General features: G+C 69.9%; 22 protein-coding genes. 14 read left to right on the forward strand and 8 right to left on the reverse strand.

Going from position 1 to position 22,939, the window contains the following annotated elements:
• Window positions 1-187 precede the first annotated feature (187 nt).
• The 5 genes from AB0M70_RS40930 to AB0M70_RS40950 all read right to left on the reverse strand — a co-directional run bounded on the left by AB0M70_RS40930 (window position 188) and on the right by AB0M70_RS40950 (window position 6,067).
• Window positions 188-2,155 (reverse strand): FUSC family protein, encoded by a 1,968-nt coding sequence (locus AB0M70_RS40930; protein ID WP_365828741.1) that lies wholly within the window; start codon window positions 2,153-2,155, stop codon window positions 188-190.
• 18 nt (window positions 2,156-2,173) lie between these two features.
• On the reverse strand, window positions 2,174-3,205 hold the full coding sequence (locus tag AB0M70_RS40935) for an endonuclease/exonuclease/phosphatase family protein (protein ID WP_365828743.1): 1,032 nt from the start codon (window positions 3,203-3,205) through the stop codon (window positions 2,174-2,176).
• A 40-nt stretch (window positions 3,206-3,245) separates the two neighbouring features.
• Window positions 3,246-4,103, reverse strand: a complete 858-nt coding sequence (locus AB0M70_RS40940) for a hypothetical protein (protein WP_365828745.1) — start codon at window positions 4,101-4,103, stop codon at window positions 3,246-3,248.
• 111 nt (window positions 4,104-4,214) lie between these two features.
• Window positions 4,215-5,066, reverse strand: a complete 852-nt coding sequence (locus AB0M70_RS40945) for an ABC transporter permease (protein WP_365828747.1) — start codon at window positions 5,064-5,066, stop codon at window positions 4,215-4,217.
• Complete coding sequence (locus AB0M70_RS40950; RefSeq protein WP_365828749.1) at window positions 5,063-6,067, reverse strand: ATP-binding cassette domain-containing protein; 1,005 nt, start codon at window positions 6,065-6,067, stop codon at window positions 5,063-5,065. The genes AB0M70_RS40945 and AB0M70_RS40950 overlap by 4 nt, the downstream gene beginning before the upstream one ends.
• A 200-nt stretch (window positions 6,068-6,267) precedes the next feature.
• On the opposite strand from AB0M70_RS40950, the gene AB0M70_RS40955 reads away from it, so the two are divergent.
• Both AB0M70_RS40955 and AB0M70_RS40960 read left to right on the forward strand, forming a co-directional pair.
• On the forward strand, window positions 6,268-6,711 hold the full coding sequence (locus AB0M70_RS40955; RefSeq protein WP_365828751.1) for an SH3 domain-containing protein: 444 nt from the start codon (window positions 6,268-6,270) through the stop codon (window positions 6,709-6,711).
• Window positions 6,712-6,819: 108 nt separating this feature from the next.
• Window positions 6,820-7,212 carry a hypothetical protein gene (locus AB0M70_RS40960; protein WP_365828753.1) on the forward strand — a complete coding sequence of 131 codons (393 nt, stop codon included), beginning with the start codon at window positions 6,820-6,822 and terminating at the stop codon, window positions 7,210-7,212.
• Window positions 7,213-7,327: 115 nt separating this feature from the next.
• Here the strand turns inward: AB0M70_RS40960 and snpA are convergent, their stop codons facing one another.
• Window positions 7,328-7,993 (reverse strand): snapalysin, encoded by a 666-nt coding sequence (gene snpA, locus AB0M70_RS40965; RefSeq protein WP_365828755.1) that lies wholly within the window; start codon window positions 7,991-7,993, stop codon window positions 7,328-7,330.
• Between the two features lie 220 nt (window positions 7,994-8,213).
• On the opposite strand from snpA, the gene AB0M70_RS40970 reads away from it, so the two are divergent.
• Window positions 8,214-9,152: a LysR family transcriptional regulator gene (locus tag AB0M70_RS40970; protein ID WP_363210417.1), complete on the forward strand. Its 939-nt coding sequence runs from the start codon at window positions 8,214-8,216 to the stop codon at window positions 9,150-9,152.
• 260 nt (window positions 9,153-9,412) lie between these two features.
• Entirely contained in the window at window positions 9,413-10,240 is an 828-nt protein-coding gene (locus AB0M70_RS40975) for a hypothetical protein (RefSeq protein ID WP_365828758.1), read from the forward strand.
• Window positions 10,241-10,334: 94 nt separating this feature from the next.
• Here AB0M70_RS40975 and AB0M70_RS40980 read toward each other — a convergent pair whose 3' ends face one another.
• Window positions 10,335-12,431 carry a PhoX family phosphatase gene (locus AB0M70_RS40980; RefSeq protein ID WP_365828760.1) on the reverse strand — a complete coding sequence of 699 codons (2,097 nt, stop codon included), beginning with the start codon at window positions 12,429-12,431 and terminating at the stop codon, window positions 10,335-10,337.
• 371 nt (window positions 12,432-12,802) lie between these two features.
• Here AB0M70_RS40980 and AB0M70_RS40985 point away from each other — a divergent pair, with 371 nt between their 5' ends.
• The 9 genes from AB0M70_RS40985 to AB0M70_RS41025 all read left to right on the forward strand — a co-directional run bounded on the left by AB0M70_RS40985 (window position 12,803) and on the right by AB0M70_RS41025 (window position 21,163).
• Window positions 12,803-14,410 (forward strand): VWA domain-containing protein, encoded by a 1,608-nt coding sequence (locus AB0M70_RS40985; RefSeq protein WP_365828762.1) that lies wholly within the window; start codon window positions 12,803-12,805, stop codon window positions 14,408-14,410.
• Between the two features lie 103 nt (window positions 14,411-14,513).
• Entirely contained in the window at window positions 14,514-16,148 is a 1,635-nt protein-coding gene (gene metG / locus AB0M70_RS40990) for a methionine--tRNA ligase (RefSeq protein ID WP_365828764.1), read from the forward strand.
• 369 nt (window positions 16,149-16,517) lie between these two features.
• Complete coding sequence (locus AB0M70_RS40995; RefSeq protein WP_365828766.1) at window positions 16,518-16,940, forward strand: WXG100 family type VII secretion target; 423 nt, start codon at window positions 16,518-16,520, stop codon at window positions 16,938-16,940.
• Window positions 16,941-16,995: 55 nt separating this feature from the next.
• Complete coding sequence (locus tag AB0M70_RS41000; protein WP_365828768.1) at window positions 16,996-17,310, forward strand: WXG100 family type VII secretion target; 315 nt, start codon at window positions 16,996-16,998, stop codon at window positions 17,308-17,310.
• The gene (locus tag AB0M70_RS41005) at window positions 17,310-19,052 is read left to right on the forward strand and encodes an RNase A-like domain-containing protein (RefSeq protein ID WP_365828770.1); all 1,743 of its coding nucleotides are present in this window, start codon (window positions 17,310-17,312) and stop codon (window positions 19,050-19,052) included. Before AB0M70_RS41000 ends, AB0M70_RS41005 begins: the two co-directional genes overlap by 1 nt.
• A 19-nt stretch (window positions 19,053-19,071) precedes the next feature.
• Window positions 19,072-19,650 (forward strand): hypothetical protein, encoded by a 579-nt coding sequence (locus AB0M70_RS41010; protein ID WP_363210409.1) that lies wholly within the window; start codon window positions 19,072-19,074, stop codon window positions 19,648-19,650.
• A 57-nt stretch (window positions 19,651-19,707) separates the two neighbouring features.
• The gene (locus AB0M70_RS41015; RefSeq protein WP_365828772.1) at window positions 19,708-20,007 is read left to right on the forward strand and encodes an RNase A-like domain-containing protein; all 300 of its coding nucleotides are present in this window, start codon (window positions 19,708-19,710) and stop codon (window positions 20,005-20,007) included.
• 13 nt (window positions 20,008-20,020) lie between these two features.
• A complete protein-coding gene (locus AB0M70_RS41020; protein WP_365828774.1) occupies window positions 20,021-20,677 on the forward strand; it encodes a contact-dependent growth inhibition system immunity protein in 657 nt (218 codons plus the stop codon).
• 300 nt (window positions 20,678-20,977) lie between these two features.
• Complete coding sequence (locus AB0M70_RS41025) at window positions 20,978-21,163, forward strand: hypothetical protein (RefSeq protein ID WP_365828776.1); 186 nt, start codon at window positions 20,978-20,980, stop codon at window positions 21,161-21,163.
• Between the two features lie 125 nt (window positions 21,164-21,288).
• Here the strand turns inward: AB0M70_RS41025 and AB0M70_RS41030 are convergent, their stop codons facing one another.
• The gene (locus AB0M70_RS41030; RefSeq protein WP_365828778.1) at window positions 21,289-21,918 is read right to left on the reverse strand and encodes a TetR/AcrR family transcriptional regulator; all 630 of its coding nucleotides are present in this window, start codon (window positions 21,916-21,918) and stop codon (window positions 21,289-21,291) included.
• A 113-nt stretch (window positions 21,919-22,031) separates the two neighbouring features.
• Between AB0M70_RS41030 and AB0M70_RS41035 the strand changes: the two genes are divergently transcribed.
• Complete coding sequence (locus AB0M70_RS41035; protein WP_365828780.1) at window positions 22,032-22,901, forward strand: NAD(P)-binding domain-containing protein; 870 nt, start codon at window positions 22,032-22,034, stop codon at window positions 22,899-22,901.
• Window positions 22,902-22,939 lie beyond the last annotated feature (38 nt).

Consider the following 22,939-nt stretch of genomic DNA (forward strand, 5'->3'; position numbering starts at 1 on the left):
GGTGACGTCATCACCGGCTTCGCCGAGTTCGTCCTCAAACGCCGGACGGGCTGGAGATTTCCCCGGCTCGGGGAAATCTCAGCCCGGCCGGCGTTTGAGGCCATCTTTTGGGGGTCCAGGGGGCGGAGCCCCATGGTTTCGGGAAGGGGGTGGGATTGGGGATGCCCCGCAGGGAACGCCCGAACCCTCACCCCCGCGGCGGCGAGGCGATCGCTCGCGCCGCGGCCACCTCCTGGCGCAAGGGTTCGAGGACGCTCTCCTGGGGGCCCATGAAGGAAGTGGAGACCTTCTCCAAGGTCTCCGAGCCCCGCAGCCCCTCCGCCAACTCCCGCAGCTGCCGCGCCACCTCCCCCACCTCAGTAAGCCCCGGCTCCCCCGCCCCATGCCGAATCCGCACCCGCGCAGCAGTCGTCGCGTCCACGATGCGTTCGACCGCGATCACCAGGGGCCACCACGCCGCGGCCCTCGCTCCCATCGGGGGCGGTTCGGTCAGGGCGCGCTGGAATTCGGTGCGGATGACGGACAGGTCCCGGTACAGACCGCGCCGCATCCGCGCCCGCGCCCCCACATCCACCGCCGTACCGAACGCGCTCTCCACGTACGAGGCCGTATCGGCGACCGCGTCGGCGAGGCGGTCGCCGATCCGCGTGTGCCAGCTCTCCGGCCACAACAAGTACCCGGCGACCAGCGAGATCGCGCAGCCGATGAGGCTGTCCACCAGGCGTGGCACGACGAGCCCGAAGCCCTGGTGGTTCAGGACGTCGGAGAGGAGGAGGATCACCGGGGTGATGGCCGCGGTCTGGTAGCCGTAACCCCGCGGTGTGAGCGCCGGGATCAGCGCCGCGAGCACCAGCATCACCGGCACGTCCCACCACCCCCGCGGCACCTGCGAGAGCACCGCGGCGGCCACCACGAGCCCCGCCGCCGTGCCGAGCGCCCGCAGCACCGCCCGTGAGAAGACCGAGCCGAAGTCGGGCTTGAGGACGAACGTGACGGTGAGCGCCACCCAGTACGAGCGGGGCACCTCGACCAGGGACACCAGTGACTGCGCGATGCCGATGCACAGGGCCAGGCGCAGGCCGTAACGCCAGGACGCGCTCGACAGGATCACGTTGCGGGCGGCCCTGCGGGCCCTGACGCGCAGGGCGGCGGGGCGGCCGAGGCGGTCGTCGGTGTGCACGACGCCGTGCGGGTCCGCGTCGTTGAGGAGTTCGGCCACGTGGCGCAGGGCGTGGTCGACGGCGTCCGCGGAAGGGTCGAGGGGGTCGGGGAGTACGGGGTCGGGGATCGGGGCGGGGCCGGGAGCCGCCACCGCGGCCGCCAGGCGCCGCACCTCCGCCGGGAACTCCGGCGGCATCGGGACCCCGCACTGGTGCGCGGCCGGCGCGGCCTCGATGACCGGGGTGATCGCGTTCAGTTGGGCGACCAGGCGGACCAGGTCGGGGTTGCGGCCGTGCGCTCGGGTGCGCCGGGCGAGGACGAGGTCGTACGACTGGTTCAGGGAGGTGGTGACGGCTGTGCGTGCCTCGGCGTAGCGCTCGGTGCCCGCCGCTTCGAGCAGCGCGGCCACGCTGCGGTAGGTCGCCGCGACGGCGGCCCGCTCCGGGATGCCGGATCTGAGCGGCCAGGCGAGCAGGGCGAGGGTGAGGACCAGGAGCCCGCCGCCGGTCATCAGGACGGGGGCGAGCCACCACTCCCCCGGCATCGGAAGCCCGGCCCCCACCACGGAGTTGAGCAGCAGGAGCAGGCCGGACACGGACGCCACGGCGCCGATCGTGGACATCATCCCGGAGACCAGCGCCACGAGCGTGACCACGCCGACCGCCACCCAGCCGTGCCCGAAGACGAGCGACCCGATGGTGACGCCGAGCGCGCCGAACAGCTGCGGCACGGCGATGTTGAAGATCCGCATGCGGTACGCGTCGGCGGTGTCGCCGATGACCCCGGACAGGGCGCCCATGGAGGCGAGCGCCCCGTACGCGGGCCGGCCCACCGCGAGGCCGATGAGGAGGGGCAGCGTCAGTCCGATCGACGCGCGCGCCACCGCGGCCCACGGAACCGGCGCCGTCTGCGGCTTGAGCGTCCTGACCAGCCAGGGAGGCGGGGCGAGTGCGCTCAGAGGGCCCGGTGGTGCGGGGGCGTCGCGGCGGGGCATGCGGCCATTATCGGCGTCCTACCGCTTCCGCTCGTGCAGCGTCAGGTCCACCACCAGCGTCCGGTGGTCCGTGTCGCCGATGTCCAGGAAGCGGGCGTCGCGGGCCGCGAAGTCCGGGGTGGCCAGGACGTGGTCGATCTGGGTGCCCAGCGGTTTCATCAGGTCGGCGGGCCAGCTCGGGGTGCGGGCCGATCCCGCGAGGCGGGCGGCGTCGCGTACGCCGCCGGTGTCCAGGATGTCGCGGAAGGCCGCGTGGTCCTGGGTGGCGTTGAAGTCGCCCGCGATGATGGTGGACCGCTTCGCGCGCTTGCCCTCGGCGGCGTAGTCGCGCAGCTCGGCGAGTTCGGTGCGCCAGGTGGACAGCTGCTTGGGCAGCGGCGGCATCGGGTGGGCGAGCTGCACACGGATCTGGTGGCCGCTCGTCAGCTCGGCGACGGCGCCGGGCATGCCCAGGGTGCCCGCGAGGCCGCTCGCCTTCTTCAGGGGCAGTTTGCTGACGATCACCGAGCCCTCGGCGCCGCCCGCCTCGCTCGCGGTGCGGTAGGGGTAGTCGGAGCGGGGCAGTTCGTCGCGCAGGGTGTCCGAGCAGGTGTAGTCGCACTCGGGGACGAAGAGGAGGTCGGGTTTCTCCTTGCGGACCGCCTTGAGCAGCCCCTCGGTGGCCCTGCCGTACTCCACGTTCGACGCCATGACGCGGATCTCGGCGACGGCCGGTCCCGCCGGTTCGTCCGTCTTCCCGTACGGCTCCAGGAACCAGGCGACCCCGCCGAGCGCGACGACGCCCCAGACCAGGCCGACGCGCCAGCGGGCGAGTGCGGCGAGCAGCAGGGCGGCGATCGCCGGGGCCAGGAGCCAGGGCAGGAAGGCGAGCAACTGCGGTACGGGGGTGACGCCGTCGGAGTCGGCGACGCGGAAACCGAGGAGTGCGCTGACGCCTGCCAGGAGGAGGGCCGCGAGCCAGGCGGAGGGCTTCTGGCGGGGCCGCCGCTTCGCCTGCGGCCGGGGCCGGTCCTCCTGGGGGGCCGTCCTCGCTGCCGTTGCGCTGTCCAAGGCGGGCCTCTCCGTCCGGGGGGATCTCTCGAATCCTCCCTCAGAGACGGCCGGAGGTGGGGGAAGGGTTGCGTTTCCCCCATCGCCGGAACAACACCGCTGCGAGCGCCACCGCGAGTCCCACGCCCAGAATCACCCACCCCGCCACGCTCAACGCGTGCGTCAACGCGTCGTACACCGCCTCAGCCGCAGGGCGGGAGACATCTTTGGGCAGGTCGTCCAGGGTCAGGCCCCGGCCCACCATGACCGCGACGGCGAGGACCGCCCCACCGAGGGCCGCGCCGAGTGCCGTGCGGATGATCGCGCGGCGGCGGCGGACCGCCAGGTAGATGCCGGCCACGGCGAGGAGCACCGCGGCCACCGGGAGCCAGAGGCCCGCCATCTGGAGCATGTGGAATCCCTTCCCGAAGGGGCCGAGGTCCGAGGACTCCATGAGCGTCACCTCGGTGTGCGTGACGGGGATGCTGTCGGCGAACGGCACGCCGTCGGCGGCCAGTTGGCGCTTGACCTGCTCGGTGATCGGCGCGAGGTCGATGGTGACGGCGCCGCCGTCCGACTGGTCGCTGAGTGCCCGCTGCACGGCGTCGTGCGCGGCACGGTTCGCCGCGTTCCAGGCCGTCCTGAAGGCCTTCGTCCCGGTGAAGGACCGCACGGCGTCCCCGAGGAACGACTCGACGGTGCCCTGCAGCGGGCCCACGTCGATCTGCTTCGTCACCGAGTCCGTGACCGCCGTGGCCACCGCGTCGCGTACGTCGGGGTCCGAGGCGAGCGGCGCCATCGTGGCGACGTACCGATCGGCGTCCTCGATCTCGTACTTCGCCCAGGTGGAGAGCGCGCCGAGGGGGACGAGGAGGACCGCGAGGGCCAGCAGGACGGCGGACAGCGGGCGTCTGAACACGCACCCCAGCAGAAGTCCCGGTCACGCGGGGCGCGACCGGGACACCTGCATACGGGGCAAGGACTTCCTCCTTGCGGTTCGAGATCTTCCTGCTTGCGGTTCAGGAACTCCCTACTTGCGGTTGTAGAGCCGCATCGTCACCGGGCCGAACACCGCCACGAGCAGCACCACCCAGCCCAGTGCCCACGCGAGCGACGAGCCCGGCGCCGTGCCCGCCATCAGGTCGCGGACCGCCGACGCGAGGTGCGTGATGGGGTTGTTGTTGACGAAGGCCTGCAGCCAGCCCGGCATCGTCTCGGGCTTCACGAAGATGTCACTGAGGAACGTCAGCGGGAAGATCACCATCATGCTGACGCCCATCACGGACTTTTCGGTGCGCAGCAGGAGCCCGAACATCGTCCACACCCACGAGAAGGCGAACGAGAAGACGAGCAGGAGCAGTACGCCGCCCACCACGCCGAGGACGCCGCCGTCCGGCCGGAAGCCCAGGATGATGCCGACGGTCAGCATGACGACGGACGCGATCGCGTAGCGCAGGGCGTCGCCCAGGAGGTAGCCGACCATCACCGACGGGCGCCAGATCGGCAGCGTGCGGAAGCGGTCGAAGACGCCCTTCTCGATGTCGGTGTTGACCGAGACGCCCGTATACATCGTGATCATGACGACGGACATCACCAGGATGCCGGGCAGCAGGTACTGGATGTACTCGCGCGGCGACCCGGCGAGCGCGCCCCCGAAGAGGTACGTGTACATCAGCACCATCATGATCGGGAACGCCGTCACGTCGAAGAGCTGCTCCGGCACATGCTTGATCTTCAGCATGGCCCGCCAGCCGAACGTGAGGGACGCGGAGAGCGCGCTCGGGCGCTGCGGCCGGTCACCGGAGACGAGCAGTTCGGTGAGGGACTCGGTGCTGACGGGCGCCAGGTCCTGGGCCTCGGATGTGGTGGTCGCGGTGCTCATGCCTGTGCCTCTTTCTCTTTCTCCGCCATGTCCGTCGCGTGATGGGGGGTGCCGGTGAGGGCCAGGAACACCTCGTCCAGGCTGGGCTGGCCGAGGGAGAAGTTGTCCACGGTGATGCCCGCCCTGGCCAGCTCGGCGAGGGCGCGGGACGCCTTCTCGGCGGCGCCCCTGCCGTCCGCCTCGCCGTTGCCGACGCGGGCGGTGAGGGCCACCGGGTCGGGTTCGAGCTGGACCTCGGCGTCGAGTGCGGCGCGCAGCGCCCGCGCCGCCTCCTCGCGCTGGTCGGCGTCCCGGAGCCGCACGTGCACCGAGCCCGCGCCGACCGAAGCCTTCAGCTCGCCCTTGGTGCCCTCGGCGATGACCTTGCCGTCGTCGATGACCGCGATGCGGGAGGCGAGGTGGTCGGCCTCGTCGAGGTACTGCGTGGTCAGCAGGACCGTCGTGCCGTGCGCGACGACCGCCCTGACGATGTCCCAGACCTGGTTGCGGCTGCGGGGGTCGAGGCCCGTCGTCGGCTCGTCGAGGAAGAGCAGGTCGGGGGTGTTGAGGATGGACGCCGCGATGTCGATGCGGCGGCGCATGCCGCCGGAGTAGTTCTTCACCTGGCGGGCGGCCGCGTCGGTCAGGCCGAACGCCTCCAGGAGCTGCGCCGCCCTGCCGTACGCCGCCTTCTTGCCGTGCCCGGTGAGGCGGGCCAGGAGCACCAGGTTCTCGGTGCCGGTCAGGTCCTCGTCGACCGAGGCGTACTGCCCGGTGAGGCTGACCCTGCTGCGTACGGCGTCGGCCTCGCGCACGACGTCGTGGCCGAAGACGTGGGCGTCGCCGCCGTCCGGGCGCAGCAGGGTGGCGAGCATCTTCACGGTGGTGGTCTTGCCCGCGCCGTTCGGGCCGAGCAGACCGTAGACCGTGCCGGCCGGGATGGTGAGGTCCACGCCGTCGACGGCGCGGTTGTCACCGAAGGTCTTCACCAGGCCCGCGGTCTCGATGGCCACGCTGTTCATGTCGTACGCCCTCTCACGTCAGTACGGGTGGTACGTGTCGTACGTGTCGTTCCGTCACGAGGTCAGACCGTCCCCGCGGCTCAAACTCATCGCCCGGTGGAGGCTTAGCCCGAACGGGTGTTTGCTGGAGAGGGGACAGAAGGGCGGGGATCGGGGGAAATGGGGGGCATCGGGGTAATTCCGGAAAGAGGAGGTCGATCATGCGGACCGTTCCGGCCCTGAGAACCACTCCGGCCGTCCTGGGAACCTTCGTCACCGCGCTCCTGACCGCGGGGGCGCTGTCCCTCGGAGGTGCCGCACCAGCATCCGCCACCGCGCCACCCACGCACAACGACCACGACGTGGTCTGGGGGACCATCGTCGCCCCCAAGGACCTCAAGATCCGGGACGCGCCCTCCACCAGCGCCTCGATCGTCGCGAAGCTCCCGGGCGAGAGCCAGGACCGCGTCGAGTGCCAGACGCGGGGTTCGAGCGTCTGGGGCAACTCGTACTGGTACTGGCTGGGCGGGGTGCGGGGCTGGGCGAGCGCCGCCTACGTCGACACCGGCGGCAAGCACGTGCCGAGCTGCGCCACCGCGGACCCGTGCCAGGAGTACAAGCCCTGCTGGAACACCTGCGAGGGCGGCTACAACCGCGACCACTGAGGCCGCCGAGTTGCCGGGCGGCGCCGGCGGGTGTGCCCTGGATGGTGGGGCGGGCGTGAAACGCAGGGCCGGGGGCGACCGGGGGCGAAGGAGTCTGGAGGAACCGTCATGGCTCACGTGGCATCCACGTCATCCGTACCCCGCGTCCGCGGGGGCTCCCACGTCACCGGGATCACGCCGGTCGCGCTGGTCCTCGGCCTCGTCTACGGCGTCTGGGCCGCCCAGATCGCGCGGGACGCCCGCCCCATCACCACCGGCAACGTCCTGCTCGGCGTCGTGGCCGGAATCGTCTTCGCCGCGCTCTTCATGGGCCTGTGGAAGGCCGCGCCCCGCCTGCCGCGCGAGCTGCGCGCGGCGGCCTGGGCCGCCTTCGCCGGAATCTCCTTCGGCTACATCTACAGCCTGACGGACGCGACGATCCTGCGGTCCGTGTTCATGGCGCTCGCGGTGACGGGCGGCGTGTTCGCCGCGGCGTTCTACCGCTACTACACGCGCGAGTGACGGGTCGCGCGTCGTTCATCATCCGTCCAGCACTGTGCCCACCGGCGTCGAGCGCGCCGATGGGCACAGTGGGTCACTCAGATCACTCTGATCAATCAGCAGAAGTCAGCTCGGCTCAGCCGACCTTCTCCAGTCTGTCCAGCTTGTCCAGCGCCTTCGCGAGACCGTTGGCCCACAACTGGTCGACCTTGGCCCGCTCGTTCGCGTCCGGCTGCGAGTTGGTGCACGACGTGCCCGGACCGCCTCCGGACATCAGCTCGCTGCACGGCCCTTCGTAGTGGTCCGGCAGGCCGAGGACGTGACCCGTCTCGTGCGCGGTCACACGGGTCGAGTCGTACTGCTGGTTCTGCGCGTAGTCCAGGAAGATATAGCCCTGGCCGTGGCCGTCCGTGCTCGCGTACGAACCGCGCGGGTCGTTGCCCTCGCGGTACTCGAAGCTCGCACCGCCACTCCCCTCCTGGAGCTTCACGTTGGACACCGCGCCATTCCAGATGGAGGTGCTGCTGGCTATCTGCTGCGCGAAGGTCGGGGCACCGGAGGCGTCGTACACCACGGTGACCTGCTTCGCGCCCGGGTTGGCCGCGCGCTTCTCGGCGACCGACTTGAGGACGGCGTCGAAGAACGCCTTGTTGGCCGCGGCTTCCTCGCCGGAGCCCGCGTAGTTGGCGTACGCGGAGGTGGCGGACGGCGCGGTGGGGGTCGCTGCCGTCGCGGAGGTCGTGCCGAGGCCGGCTGCCGCGAGGCCGAAGACGGCCGCGACGGACAGGTAACGCTTGTTCATGTGGGGGGCTCCCTACTCGTTCGGTGAAAGGTGAACGGTTCGGTAACGGGAGTGTCAGGGAGCCAGGGGCCCGAGCGGATGATGGCAAGTGGCGATAGCACGGAGCTATCGCCCGCCGTCCGCCAACCTTCTGCGGGGTTGTACGCGTGCCCAACTCAGGTGGTTCCCGTGGGGTTTGTGAGTCTGGTGCGGCGCCCCTTACCGCTCTACGCTCACGGCCATGGAGCTAGAGGTGAGGCACCTCCGCGCGCTGTGCGCCATCGCCGACACCGGCAGCCTGCACAAGGCTGCGCGCCAACTCGGCATGAGCCAGCCCTCGTTGACGACGCAGCTGCGCCGCATCGAGCAGGAGATCGGCGGCCAGCTCTTCGCCCGCGAGCGCACCGGCTGCCGCCCGACCCCGCTCGGCCGCGTCGCCCTCAGCCGGGCCCGCCCCCTCGTCAGCGAGATGCGGGCGCTGGTCAGCGAGACGAAGGCGGCGGCCGCGCGCGCCACCGAGGGGCCGCAACTGCGCATCGGCTCCACCGCGAGCCGTGCCATACCGGGCTGGCTGCGGCGGCTCCGGGTGCGCCTGCCGGCCACCGAGACCTCGCTCCAGATGGACGTCTCCGCCAACGCGCTGCTGCGCATGGTCGCGGGCGGGCAGCTCGACGTGGCCTTCGTGCACGAGGTGGAGGGGAGTCCGCTGCGGATGCCGGAGGGCTTGCGGTGGCGCGTACTGGTCGAGCGCGAGCCGCAGTTCGTCTTCCTGCCGGCCGACCATCCGGCGGCGGCGCAGCCCGTCGTCCACCTCTCCGATCTCGCCGCCGACCGGTGGATGGTGGACCCGACGGTGGACGGCGAGTGGGACGGCCTTCTCCGCGTGCTGCGGGCCGCCGGGCTCAACCCCCGTGTCCTGCACGGCGACTACCTCACCGCGTCCTCGCTCGTCGCCACCGGCGAGGTCGTCACGGTCTGCCAGCCGACCTCGCACGACAGGCCCGACATGGCGGTCAGGCCGCTGTACGGCGATCCGCTCGGGGTGCGGCTGCTGGTGGCGGCGCGTACGGAGCAGGCGCTGGACGCGGTGTACGGGGATCTCGAGGCGTCGTACTGGGAGGCGGCACGCCAGTCACCGGCGTACGGGGAGTGGCTCGACGGACGGGCGAGGGCGGCGTGAGGGTACTCGCCGGCGGCGTGACGGTGCTCGCCGACGGCGTGACGGCTGCGTGACGTAGGTCCCGGGGAACTGGTGACCTTCGGCCTGACCGCCTCTGAGCTGCGCTTTTCTCCACATCCCGAGGCCGCGCCCCCTTGTGCGGCCGGTTGTTACGTTCCTTACGGATGACGCACACAGAGCGCCCGTAGGTTCATGTCTGTCGCCGCCGCAAAGAGACACAAAGACGGACAGTTCGACCGACCAGTCACAAGGGATCCGCTATGCGCGCCACCCGCCGTACCTTCCGCACCGCCGCCATCGCCACCGGAGCGATCGCCGCCCTCGCCGTCCCCACGACGGCAGCCTTCGCCGCCGACACCCCGCCGAACCCGCAGGGCCAGGTGGATCAGGACAAGCCCACGAACACGGACACGGACACGGATGCTCCGGAGCCCGGCAGCTGGGAGGCGTTGGGCACCACCGACCTCGGCCAGGGCTGGTCCGCGAAGGTCGACGTCAACGCGTCCGCACGCACCGCCAAGGCCGCCATCTCTCTCCACGGCACCGCCAAGGGCTCACTCACCGCGTACGAGAAGTCCGCGAGCACCACCATCGACGGCAACACCTTCACCCTGACGCCCGACGGCACGGTCACCGCGAAGCTCAAGGACACGACGGACAAGGAGACGCCGGAGCCCGGTAGCTGGGAGTCGTTGGGCACCACCGACCTCGGCCAGGGCTGGTCCGCGAAGGTCGACGTCAACGCGTCCGCACGCACCGCCAAGGCCGCCATCTCCCTGCACGGCAAGGCCAAGGGCTCCCTGGAGGCGTACGTCGACCCGAAGAGCACCAAGATCGACGGCAACACCTTCACGCTCTCGGCGGACGGCACCATCACCCGGACCGGAGCCACCCCGAAGCCGCAGCCGCACACGCAGCAGAAGAACGGCACCTCCCAGGTCGTCCCGAAGGGCGGCGTCAAGGCCGGGGCCGACGGCATGTCCCCGGCGGGCGACAGCGCCCCGCTGATGGCGGCGGGCGGCGGCATGGCGGCGCTGGGCGCGGCCGGCCTGGGCTTCGCGCTGTACCGCCGCAAGCAGAACGACTGACGTCCTCTTGGGAGGAGGGCGACAGGACGGAGGGGGCACCCCGCTGGCGCGGGGTGCCCCCATCACGTACGTCCCTTCCGGTGGAACCGGCCGCTCAGACGCCGATGTCGCAGCCGTCCTTGCGCCACACGGAGACGACCGACGGCCGGACGATCTTGCCCGGTCCGTCCGGCCACGCGCTCGCGGGCTTCTCGACGGACGCGCCGTCGACCTCGCCCGGGTGCTGCACGGAGACGAGCACGCGGTTGTCCTGGATGATCGGACCGCAGGTCTCCGCACCGTTCGGCATGGTCAGGAACTGCTTGAGCTCACCGCGCCGCTCCCCCTTGGTCGCGACCCCGAACAGGCCGTCGTGCGAGCCGAGTTGGTTGCCGTCCGTCGAGAGCCACAGGTTGCCGTGCGGGTCGAAGGCGACGTTGTCCGGGCAGGAGATCGGGCTGACCTTCTCCTTCGGGAAGCCCGCGAAGTACGTGGCCGGGTCCTCGGGGTCGCCCGCGACGAGGAAGAGCGACCAGGCGAAGGTCGTCGACTCGGCCCGGTTGCGGCGCTCGGTCAGCTCGAGGACCTGCCCGTGCTTGTTCAGGTTGCGCGGGTTGGCCTCGTCGGCACCGGCCTTGCCCGCCTTGCCGCGGTCGGAGTTGTTCGTGAGCGCGACATAGACCTTGCCGGTGTGCGGCGACGGCTCGACGTCCTCGGGGCGGTCCATCTTCGTGGCGCCGACCTTGTCACCGGCCTGGCGCGTGAAGACGTACACCTCCTCGGCGGTCATGCCCTCGACGTGCGAGACGGCGTGGCCCTTGGGGCCAGCGGTGGCGAGAGGGATCCAGACGCCGCTGCCGTCGAACTCACCGTCGGCGGGCAGCTTGCCGGTGCCGTCGATGTCGGCGGCCGGGGAGTCGCCGGTCAGCTTGGCGACGTACAGCGTGCCCTCGTCGAGGAGCGTGAGGTTGTGCTCGTGCGCGGCGCGGGAGGTGCCCTTGGCGACGCGCTTGCTGCTGACGAACTTGTAGAAGTAGTCGAACTTCTCGTCGTCGCCCATGTAGACCACCGGCCGGCCGTCGTGCGTGAGGCGCGGCTGCGCGGCCTCGTGCTTGAAGCGGCCGAGCGCGGTGCGCTTGCGCGGGGTCGAGTCCGGGTCGTACGGGTCGAGTTCGACGACCCAGCCGAAGCGGTTGGCCTCGTTGGGCTCCTTGGCGAGGTCGAAGCGGTCGTCGAAGCGCTCCCACTTCCGCTCGGAGGCGGCGCCGATGACGCCGTACCGCTTGAGACGCGCGGCGGCGGCCGGGTCCGTCACCTTCTCGGCGTTGGCGAAGTACTGGTTGAAGTTCTCCTCGCCGTGCAGGGTCGTGCCCCACGGGGTGGTGCCGCCCGCGCAGTTGTTGAGCGTGCCGAGGACCTTGGTGCCGCGCGGATCGGCCTTCGTACGGACGTACTCGCTGCCCGCGGCGGGCCCGGTGAGGCGGAACTCGCTGGTGGCGGTGAGGCGGCGGTTGAGCTGGTGGCGGTTGACGGCGGTCAGCTTGCCGCTCCTGCGCTCCTCCTCGACGACCACCACGGAGAGGCCGTGGGCGGCCCAGGCGATCTCAACCTGCTCACGGGTGGGGTTGGCGGCGTCGTATCCCTTGAACATCAGGATCTCGTCGGTGTACTCGTGGTTGGCGACGAGGACCTGGCGCCCGCGCCCGCGCTCGCGGCGCAGCGGCAGGAGGCTCAGGAAGTCGTTGTTGTAGCCGAACTGGCCTGCCTGCGCCTTCGCGGTCTGCTTGTCCGGGTCGAAGGCCGGGGCGCCGCGGAGGATGGGCTCGCCCCAGCGGATGACGACGTTCTGGGCGTAGCCGTCCGGGATCGTCACGGAGTCGGCCTTGTTGGGCGCGACGGGCGTGAAGCGAAGACCGCGCGCCCCCTTTTTGCTTTTGTGCGACGCCGGTTTCTGGGGCGCGGCGGCCGCCTCGGGGGCGGCGGGGCCCGCGACGACGGCGCTGCCCGCGGCGGTCGCCACGGTCACGACCGCGGCGGCGCGCATCACCGAGCGGCGGCTGAGCGCGCCCGCTATGACGTCGCCGACGTACTCGTTGTCGCTGGTGTTGGGCACCTCGTGGAAGCAGGCGTCACCACAACGGAACCGGCAGGTCAGGGCGGAACGGTTGCCGCTTCCCTGGTGCGAGGTGATGATCGGCAGCAGCTTGCGCACGGGTTCCTCCGTTGTGTGGCGTGGCTTGATTCCGCCGTGACGCTAGGCGCGGAGGTCGGCAGGGCGACGGCCTGAGGGTGAACGGGAGGTGAACCGAGGGCGCACAGAGGGCAGTTGAGCTGCGGGTGCGGGGCCGGGGGTGGGCGCGGGTGACGCTTGGGTGACCCTCACCAAGATCGCCTGCCGCGACGGCTAACCTTACGTGTCCGCCCTGGCCAGGGGTTATCGGGAATCAACTCACGCGAAGGGGTGCACCCATGGGCATTCTGAGTGTCCTGCGGAACGCGTTCGGACGGTCTTCACGCAAGGGGGAGCAGGCTCCGGAGCCTGAGGCGGTGACTCCGGAGGCTTCGGAGAGCGCGGAGGCCCCGGTGGCTTCCGCTTCCGCTTCCGCTTCCGCCACGGTGCCGGCGCCCTCGTCCGAGCGGGTGCCTCCGGTGTCCGAGCCGAAGGCGACGGTTCCGTCGCCTTCGTCCGAGCCTTCGCCCTCGGCGGTGGATGATCTCGTCGCGGCGGCGTTCGACCGGGACCGGGTGTCGGTCCCGTCACCTTCGCCGGAGCCGGACCTGGCTCCTGAGCCCGCGGCTACCGCCGAGCCGGAGGCCGACGCGGCCCCCAAGGCTGCCGCCGAGCCGGAGGCTGTCGCCCCCGAAGCGGAGGCCAGCGCCGAGCCCGAGGCTGTCGCCCCGGAGGCCGAGATCGTGACCCCCGAGGTCGTCGCCCCCGAGGCAGTTGTCGCCGACGCCGCTGAATCGGAACCGTCAGTTGTGCCCACCCGTCCCGCCCAGCGGGACGAATGCCCACAACAAGCGACCCCCGCGAACACCGAGGTCGAGGCTGAGGACGCCAAGGCTGCCGCCGCTGCCGCGCCCGAAGCCAAGGCGAGCGAGGCCGACGCTGCCGCCACCGCAGCCGAAGCCGACGCGAGCCAGGCCGACGCCACCGCCGCTGCCGCGCTGGAAGCCGACGCCAAGGATGTCGAAGCCACCGCCACCGCCGCCGCTGCTCCCGCGCCCGAAGCCGAGGCGAGCGAGGCAGACCCTGCCGCCGCTGCTGTGGGCAATCGTCCCGCTGGGCGGGACGGGTGGGCACAGCCCTCGACGCCGGGTGCCGATGAAGCGGCGCAAGTACAGGTGACCTCGGCGGAGCCGGAAGCCCCCGTGGCGGAGGAACCGCCGGCAGCCGAAGCCCCCGCCAAGCCCGAAGCCCCCGTGGCGGAGGAAGCGCCGGCAGCCGAAGCCCCCGCCGAGCCCGAAGCCCCCCTCGCCAAAGAAGCACCGGCACCCGAAGCCCCCGCGGAGCCCGAAGCCCCCGCGCAGCCCCAAGCTTCGGAAAGCGAAGGCGCCGCCCTCGCCCACCCCGCCCTCGCCACCGCCTACAAGGCCGCCGGCGCCGCGCTGCAGAAGCGGGACCTCACCGGAGTCCGCGCCCCCGTATACCTCGTACTGGACCGCTCCGGCTCCATGCGCTCGTACTACAAGGACGGCTCCGCCCAGAGCCTGGGCGAGCAGGTCCTCGCCCTGGCCGCGCACACCGACCCGGAAGCCACCGTGCACGTCGTCCTCTTCTCGACCGAGATCGACGGCACCGGCACCCTCACCCTCCCCGAGCACGAGGGCCGTATCGACGAGCTGCACGCGGCAGCGGGCCGCATGGGCCGCACCAGCTACCACGCCGCCATCGAAGAGGTCGTGTCCCACTACGAGAAGTCGGAGCACAAGGGCAGCCCCGCCCTCGTCGTGTTCCAGACGGACGGCCCCCCGGACGCGAAGGGCCCCGCCAACCAGGCCCTCGCGGACGCGGCCAAGCACCCCCTCTTCTTCCAGTTCGTCGCCTTCGGCGAGCACGAGGCGAAGGGCTTCGACTACCTCCGCAAGCTGAAGGCGGAGAACGCCGCCTTCTTCCACGCGGGCCCCACCCCCCGCGAGCTCACGGACGCGGAGCTGTACGAGGGCCTCCTGGCGGCCTGGCGCCCGTAGCCCCAAGGGAACCCCAAGGGGTGGGCCCTCCCGGTCCACCCCGGGGGTCCACCCCCTGGAATCGAGGTGAATCGCCCGCTCCGGGGCCGTTAGGATTTCGACCATGGCGGCCACTGGATCCGAGAAGCAGGGAGCGGGCGAGAACGCGAAGGCGTTCTACGTCTCGACCCCCATCTACTACGTAAACGACGCTCCTCACCTGGGCCACGCCTACACGACCGTTGCAGGGGACGTGCTCACGCGCTGGCACCGTCAGCGCGGCGAGAAGGTGTGGTACCTCACCGGCACGGACGAGCACGGTCAGAAGATCATGCGCACTGCCGAGGCGAACGACGTCACGCCCCAGGAGTGGTGCGACAAGCTCGTGGACGAGGCCTGGCGGCCTCTCTGGGAGCACCTGAACATCGCGAACGACGACTTCATCCGTACGACGGAGAAGCGCCACACGGACCGCGTCCAGGAGTTCGTCCAGGATCTCTACGACAAGGGCGAGATCTACAAGGGCGGCTACGAAGGCCCGTACTGCGTGGGCTGCGAGGAGTACAAGCTCCCCGGCGACCTCATCGACGGCGCCGACGACGGCGAGTTCGCGGGCCAGAAGCTCTGCCCGATCCACAAGAAGCCGGTGGAGCTCCTCAAGGAGGAGAACTACTTCTTCAAGCTGAGCGAGTACGGTCCCAAGCTCCTCGCCCACTACGAGGCGAACCCGGACTTCATCCAGCCCGAGTCGGCCCGCAACGAAGTCGTGAACTTCGTCAAGCAGGGCCTTCAGGACCTCTCCATCTCGCGCTCGACGTTCGACTGGGGCGTCAAGGTCCCGTGGGACGACAAGCACGTCATCTACGTCTGGGTCGACGCCCTCCTCAACTACGCCACGGCCGTCGGCTACGGCGCGGACGAGGAAAAGTTCAAGTCAACCTTCCCCGCCGACGTGCACCTGGTCGGCAAGGACATCCTCCGCTTCCACGCGGTCATCTGGCCCGCGATGCTGATGGCGCAGGGCCTCCCGCTGCCGGGCCGCGTCGCGGCGAACGGCTGGCTGATGGTCGGCGGCGAGAAGATGTCGAAGTCGAACCTGACGGGCATCAAGCCGCAGGACCTCACCTCGCACTTCGGCGTCGACGCGTACCGCTGGTACTTCCTGCGCGCCATCGCGTTCGGCCAGGACGGCTCGTTCTCGTGGGAGGACTTCACCGCCCGCTACACGAGCGAACTCGCGAACGACTACGGAAACCTCGCCTCGCGCGTGGCGGCGATGGTCGGCAAGTACTTCGGCGGCGCGCTGCCCGAGGCGACGGCGGTCGGCGCCGCTGAGCAGGCGGTCCAGGAAGGTCTGGCCAAGGCGGTCGCGACGGCCGACCTGAAGATCGGCGAGGAGCTGGACTTCCAGGCCGGCATCCTGGCGGTCTTCGCCTTCGTCAAGCAGGTCAACGGCTACATCACGGAGCAGGAGCCGTGGAAGGTGGCCAAGGACGAGTCCCCGGAGGGCCAGGCCCGCCTGGCGACGATCCTCTACACGGCGGCGGAGTCGCTGCGCGCGGTGGCGGTCCTCCTCAACTCCGTCATGCCGGAGACCTCGCAGAAGCTGTGGGACTCACTCGGCGCACAGGCCTCGCTCGGCGCACTCGCCGAGCAGAAGGTCCAGGACGCGGGCACGTGGGGTCAACTGCCGGCGGGCGCGACGGTCACGAAGGGCGCGGTGCTGTTCCCGCGCCTGGAGGACAAGCCGAGCGCGTAGCGGTACGCGGCGGATTGCAGAAAAGTCCCGGCAGCACATCGTGTCCTACGGCGTGCTGCCGGGACTTTCTCGCGACGTGGCACCGGGCTCCGGCTGCCCGCGGGGACTCGCTTCACTCAAGGCCGTCGGCGGATGAGCCTCACAGAGGCCAGGCAGCTTCCAGCTCACGGTTTTTCTCCATGTGCCGCGCTTGCATGTGCGTCGCCGCCAGGTCGTCAAGAAGAACCCACAGCTGACGTGCCATACCTGCCCGTCGGTTGCCCTTCCCCGGACCCGATGCCGGGCGTCGGCTTCGGAAGAGCGCGAGATTAGGATCATCGCGCAGACACGGTTTGTCATGCCGAAGTCACGCAGGGGGAGGTACGGAGTATGGGTGTACGTGGAGCAGGCGCGGGCCAAGAGAGCGGCGTCGATCTGAAGGTGTCCAGCAAGGACCTCACCAAACTGACCGAGGACCTCGACGCCATGCAGGACCATCTGGACAAGCAGGTCAGGCGGATGGACGCGATCGTCGACCGCATCGAAGCGGGTTGGCGAGGACCGGCGGCGACGGCATACCGCGAGTTCCACCGGGCGGCGGCCGAGGACGCCGTGCGCATCCGTGAAGTGATCCGGCATATCGAGCAGGCCGTACGCCTGAGCCGGGATGGCTTCACGGAACAGGAGCTGGACGTGATGGCCCAACTGCGCAGTATCCCGGTGGACATCGACAGTGAGGTCGACAAGCTGTCGACACCTGGTCCGGAGACGGCCGGGCCCTCCCATCCGCGCAGCAGCCTCGACTCTTTCTGACGGCCTCTCCCAGGGCCCTGCCGCGACCACGACGACACCTACGAAACGGGGAACCATGCCGACCGGAAGTGCGGACGACGAGCACATAACCGTCGCCTTCGCCTCCCTCCAGGACCTCGCCGGCGATCTGGAGGACATCCTCAAGAAGCTCAACGGCAGTCTGGACGGCCTCCACGACCGGGTGGTGCCGGTCGTGTTGTCCTGGGAGGGGGAGACTCGCGAGGTCTTCGTCGACAAACTCGACGAGTGGGACCGCTCGGCCCAGGACCTTCAAGCCGCCCAGAAGTGGCTCCACGCGTGCGCGACCACGAGCCACATCAACTATGCGGCAGCGCACCAGGCCGTGCTGCGCGGCTGGGGGGCCGGCTGATGGGAACCCCAACGCCGGGTCAGAACGGGACCATCGACGTCAAGCCGAGCGACCTCCACCGCGTCTCCGGCGGTGTGGCGAGCCAGCAGACCGTGATGGACAGAGGCGCCAAGAGCTTGCTCGAAGACCTGCGTGAGTACCCGGACGCCGGCGGTTACGGGACTTCGCCCCAGGCGTTCGCGACGTCGTACGTCAAGGTGGGCAATCGCTTCCTCGATGTATGGGCCAAGAGCATCGTCAGTATCGGGGGTGCGGCAGTCGGCTTTACGTCGACGGCCAATGCTTATGCGAAGGCGGAAGCGGCCAACGACCCCAAGGGGAAGGCGAAGCCGGTCGTCCAGCCATTGCCCAAGGTCATCGAGGAGCCGCCCGCCTACGGCTCCGTGCCGAATCTCAAGTGGGGCGACAACGACGGCGGCGACGACTTCATCCGCCGAGTCCTCGAGTGGGTGCCCGAACCCGTCCGGGACGTGCTGAGGCCGGTGGTGAAGCACGCCTTCCGGATGGGCAAGGTCGCCGACGTCTACCCGTTTCCACAGCAGCACTACCTGAACTCACTGTCCAAGGCCTGGATGGCGACGACCGCCTCGCTCTCCATGGCGGAGAGCGGGCTGACCGGGAATGTCAGCAGCATCACTCAGCAGACCAACAGCGAGTGGCATGACGCGATGCGCCAGTTCTGCAGTTCGCTGTGGGGCACGACGGCGTGGGGCAAGAGCCGCGTGAACTACGAGTGGAAGCACGACAGCTCCTCCTCGCAGACCTCCACCCACCCCGTGATGACCGTGCTGTTCGACACGGCCAAGAAGGTCGGCGATCTCCTCTACGAATTCGCCGAGGCAGCCGTCTACCTCAATCGCGAGGTGTCGGACGTCTACGACGAGGCCGTACGCGAGGCCATCCCCAAGGTTGAGGTCAACCTCAAGGACGGCGTGGGCATGGACGACGTCACGGGGCTGGTCAAAGGCGTGGTCAAGGGTGTCGCCAAGGGCGCGGGCCAGTTGAGCCAGGGCATCGTTTTGAACATGGACACCGGCAAGTTGAACGCGATCGTCACCACGTACAACCAACGGGTCGACGCGCTCGTTCCGCGACTCGACGCCCTCATGGCCCCGTTGGACGAAGCGCACCTGAGCGCTCCAAAATTCAAGGCCCAGGAGGCACGTGCGCACGGCTTCGGCATGCGGGCCCTGGACGAGTTCAAACACGAGCAGCGCTGGACTGAAGCCGGCTCCCACGGCAATCACGCCTTCGACCTGGCGAGCAACGAGTATTTGGGGGGTGGCCACACGCTGGACAAACACGTCGGCAAGACCGACGAGCAGCTCGCCCAACGCCTGCGTGACCAGGCCCAAGATCACAACAATTGGCCGGAGCAGCGCAGGCCCACGATCGGCGGCTCCTCGTCCTTCACGGACATGGCCAGCGCCCAGCGACTGACGGAGCACAACCTGCGGGCCAAGCAGTCCGAGATCAACGCGTGGCTGGCCTCGAATCCTCCGGAGGGCAAGACGGAGGCGTTCACGAGCCCGGCCCCCAACAACGAGGTCAGCGGCACGTACGTGGGTAAACAGCCCACCCCCGATCCGAATGACCCGACCAAGAACCTCCCGGGGACCGGGTACAAGGACCACGGACTCGACGCTAAGGCGGTCGACGTCAAGAACGTGAAAACGATCGTGAAGTACGATTCCAGGCTCGATCCGCCCTACATCATCTACACCTCCATGCCCGCCCCGTGACCGACCGACCGGAAGCCGAATGCACCCCACCGACAGCGCTGACAGCACTGCCTGGGACGCCGCGCTGGAGCGGCTCCTCGACGACGTGTACACCTTCGCGATGATCGGGCCCCGGCGGCACGACGACTGGGCGCGGGACGTCCTGGCCGTCATGAGCCGGTCGGTCACCGACCCGCAGGGTCGGCGGACGCTGGAGTGGCAGATCGACAAGGAGGGACGTGAGAACATCCGTCCTTCCTATCCCTTCCTGCCACTCACAGCCGAACAGGTGCACGCGTGGACGTATCCCGTCACGGCCTGTGCCGCCGCTGATCTGCTCGCCTCTCTGACCCAAGAGTGGTTCTTCGAGACCCGCCCCGTCCGGACGCGGGCAGACAGGGACGATGTGCTGGCCGACGCCCGGACGGTGCTCGGCCGGTTCGGTGCCGACGCCGTCTTCCGTACCTCTTCCGGCCTGGCCCGGACCACCGCCTCGCCGGATTTCCTCGTCAGCGAACTCGCCGGCGGCCGGGCCTTCACCGACTACATGATGGACCTCGGACTGATCGCCGTGACCGCGGACGAGGTCGGGGTCTTCTGGTCGTTCAACGCAAACTGAGAGATACGCAGAGGGACCGGGAATCAACCGTGCCCGGTGTTTTAAAGGAAGGTGACCATGCTGACGCGATCCGCGACGTACCCCGACCGGGAGACCGCCCACTGGGCCACGCAGCGGGTGGTGACCGCCAACGAACAGGTCATCCACCGCTGGCTCGCCCAGGGCACCCGGGCCCGACTCACCATCGAGGCCGCCTGGCCCTCCCGCGAGGAGCCTGTGGGCCGGGTCCAGTTGGAGGGTGACCTGCTGGCCGGGCGGGGGCCCGCCGACGTCCGCGCGGCGCGCGTGGTGCTGCGCCGCGAGCCGTCGAGTCCGCACGGCTTCGTCGTCCGCACGACCGTCCCGTTCTACCTGTAGGGGCCGCACGCACATGTCCATGAAGCCCCTCGAACATGACCGCCGCTACGGTGAGCTGGACCAGGTGATGCGCGCGTACCTGGGGCAGTCTGCCGACGACACCCCGGAGCGGCGCAGCCGCGCGCTGGACGCGTATCTCCGTCACACCTGGCACACCCGCCCCTGGGCCATCGCGGAGGCGGAGCGCCAGCTGCGCGAGTACAGCCGCAATCCACCGGGCCGCATCCGCCACAGGCTCAGCGAGTTCTACGCGATCCCGGACACCGGGATCGCCGAGTCGGCGATCGGCGCCTGGCTGACGATGCTGGCCGACCACCTGAAGAAAAGCGTCGAGGAGGGCGACGTCCCGGAACCGTCGTTCCCGCAGACTCACTGGGAGTGGCACGCGCGCTTCCCGGAAACCGCGCAACTGCTCGGCGGCTGGTTCTCGCAGGACATCGTCGACGAGTTCCCTGACCACGACGCCGCCGTCGCCGACTACGCAGCCACCACCGAGCCTCAACTGGCCGCACGCCTTGTGGGCGAACTCCACGAGTTGCTCGCCCTCTACCTTGACGAGGGGGATTACGCCTTGGCAGCCGCCGAACTCGGCATGGAGGTCGGCCCGCCCGAGCCGTTCTCCTACGGCGCCTGGTTCCAGTCCGTGGCGACCACGCTGGCCGACGGCTGATCCGGGCGGCTCCCGGCTGGGCCATCTGCCGGTCGGTTCGACGGTGACGAAGGGCGCGGTACTTTTCCCGCCTCTTGAGGAGCCGAAGCAGTCGTAGGCAGTCGTCGTAGGCGGTCGTATCGGCTGAACTGTCCGGCTATGACCGTCGGACCTGAACTGACCCGTAGGGGCTCGTGATGCACGTCACGGGCCCCTGCTTCTTGCCCAACTTGGCTGAATCATGCGGGTCTCATAGCGATACCGATCACATTCGACCAGAACTCACGCCGTCTTCACATCTTCGTACGTACGCTTCACTGTATGACCACGACTCCCGGCACCCCCGACCGGCCGCGCCCCGCGGCCGAGGTGAACGAGGAGATACGCGCGCTCTGGCTGCGGACGGGCGGATATCTTCGTCCCGAACAACACCTTGAGTACGAGAAGCTTGTGGCGGAGTGGGCCGAGGCGACAGCCGCGGCGGCCTCACACTCGCCGGCCGTATGAGCGGACAGCACGCTCCGGCCGCGACGCGATTCAACAACTGAGCAGGCTTTCATGAGCCACTGCCGACGCGTTCCAACAGCAGCGAACCAGGGGCTCCGGGGCGTATCTCCCGACCGCCGAGCGAGCTAGCGCCCCCCGGCACTCACACGCTCCCCCTCGCCCTGCACCCCGTACGACCCCACGAGCCGCGCCAGTTGACGCCCTGCCGCCCGTAGCGGCTCCTCGCTGCGGTTGACCTGGGCGGTCACCTCCGCGCCCTCCAGGGCGCTGATCACGGTGGTCGCCAGGTCCCGCGCGTCCGGCGCGGCGAAGCCCGAGGCGAGCAGCTTCTCCTCGACCAGGCGCTCCCAACTCCCCAGCGCGGCCGCGCACACCCGCTGGATCTCCGAGTCCGTCCCGAGCGTCTCCAGGGCGGCGGCGGTGACGGGGCAGCCGTCGACCCAGCCCGACTCCCGCAGCCCCACGGCGAGTTCCGCCGCGCAGGCCTCGATCGCGGCGCCGGGGTCGTCGGCCGTGGTCAGCGCGGCGCGCAGCAGATCGGCGAACTCCTCGCCGCTGTGGGTGATCGCGGCCACCGCGACGGCTTCCTTGCCGCCGGGAAAGAAGTGGTAGACGGAGCCGAGCGTGGCCTCCGCGTCCTTCGCGATCTGCTTGATGCCGGTGCCGACGTACCCCTGGCGCTGGAGGAGGCGTGCGGCGGCGATGACGATGCGGTCGCGGGTGCCGGTGGTCGCGGCTGCGCTGGTCTTGGCCATGCGGTCACTTTACCCCGCGCCTAATTAGAGCGTTCGTCCCAGAGGCGTGCTACGTTTTCCGGGCGCGCTAAATAGAGCGCTCGTTTTAGTCGGCCCCAGCCACGGAGGCATACATGACCGCCACTCCTGTCACCCTCATCGGTCTCGGCCCCATGGGCCACGCGATGGCGACAGCGCTGCTCGACAAGGGCCACCAGGTCACCCTCTGGAACCGCACGGCGTCCCGCGCGGACGACTTGGTGGCGCGCGGGGCGGTCCTCGCCACCACCCCCGAGGAGGCGGTCGCCGCCAACGAGTTGGTGATCCTGAGCCTCACGGACTACGACGCGATGTACTCCGTACTGGAACCGGCGGTGGCCGCTCTGCCCGGCCGAGTGATCGTCAACCTCAGCTCGGACACCCCGAAGAAGGCCCGCGAGGCGGCGAGCTGGGCCGCGGGCCACGGCGCCACGCACCTCACGGGCGGCGTGCTCGCCCCGCCCTCCGGCATCGGAACGCCCGACGCCTCCACCTTCTACAGCGGCCCGCGCGAGGCGTACGACCAGCACCGCACGACCCTTGAGGTGCTGACGGGCGAGACCGACTACCGGGGCGAGGACCCGGGCCTCGCGGCGCTGATGTACCAGCTCAACATGGTCATCTTCTGGACGAGCGTGTCGAGTTACTGGTACGCGGTCGCCCTCGCCAAGGCCAACGGCCTCTCGGCGGCCGACATCCTCCCGTACGCGTCACAGAACATGACCGGCATGCCGGAGTTCCTGTCCTTCTACTCCTCGCGCATCGACGCGGGCAACCACGAGGGGGACGTGGACCGCCTGGCGATGGGCTTGGCCAGCATGGAACACGTGGTCGCCACGCATACCGACTCCGGAGTGGACGCGGCCCTCCCGTCAGCGGTTGCGGACCTGTTCCGCCGCGGAATGGCGGCAGGCCACGCGAAGGACAGCTTCTCCAGCATCGTGGAGCTGCTGCGGGACCGCTGAGCTGAGCTGAGCCGTACCGGGCGTCACTTCACTGCGCC

It is taken from the genome of Streptomyces sp. NPDC051214, from assembly GCF_040682375.1.
GTDB lineage: Bacteria > Actinomycetota > Actinomycetes > Streptomycetales > Streptomycetaceae > Streptomyces.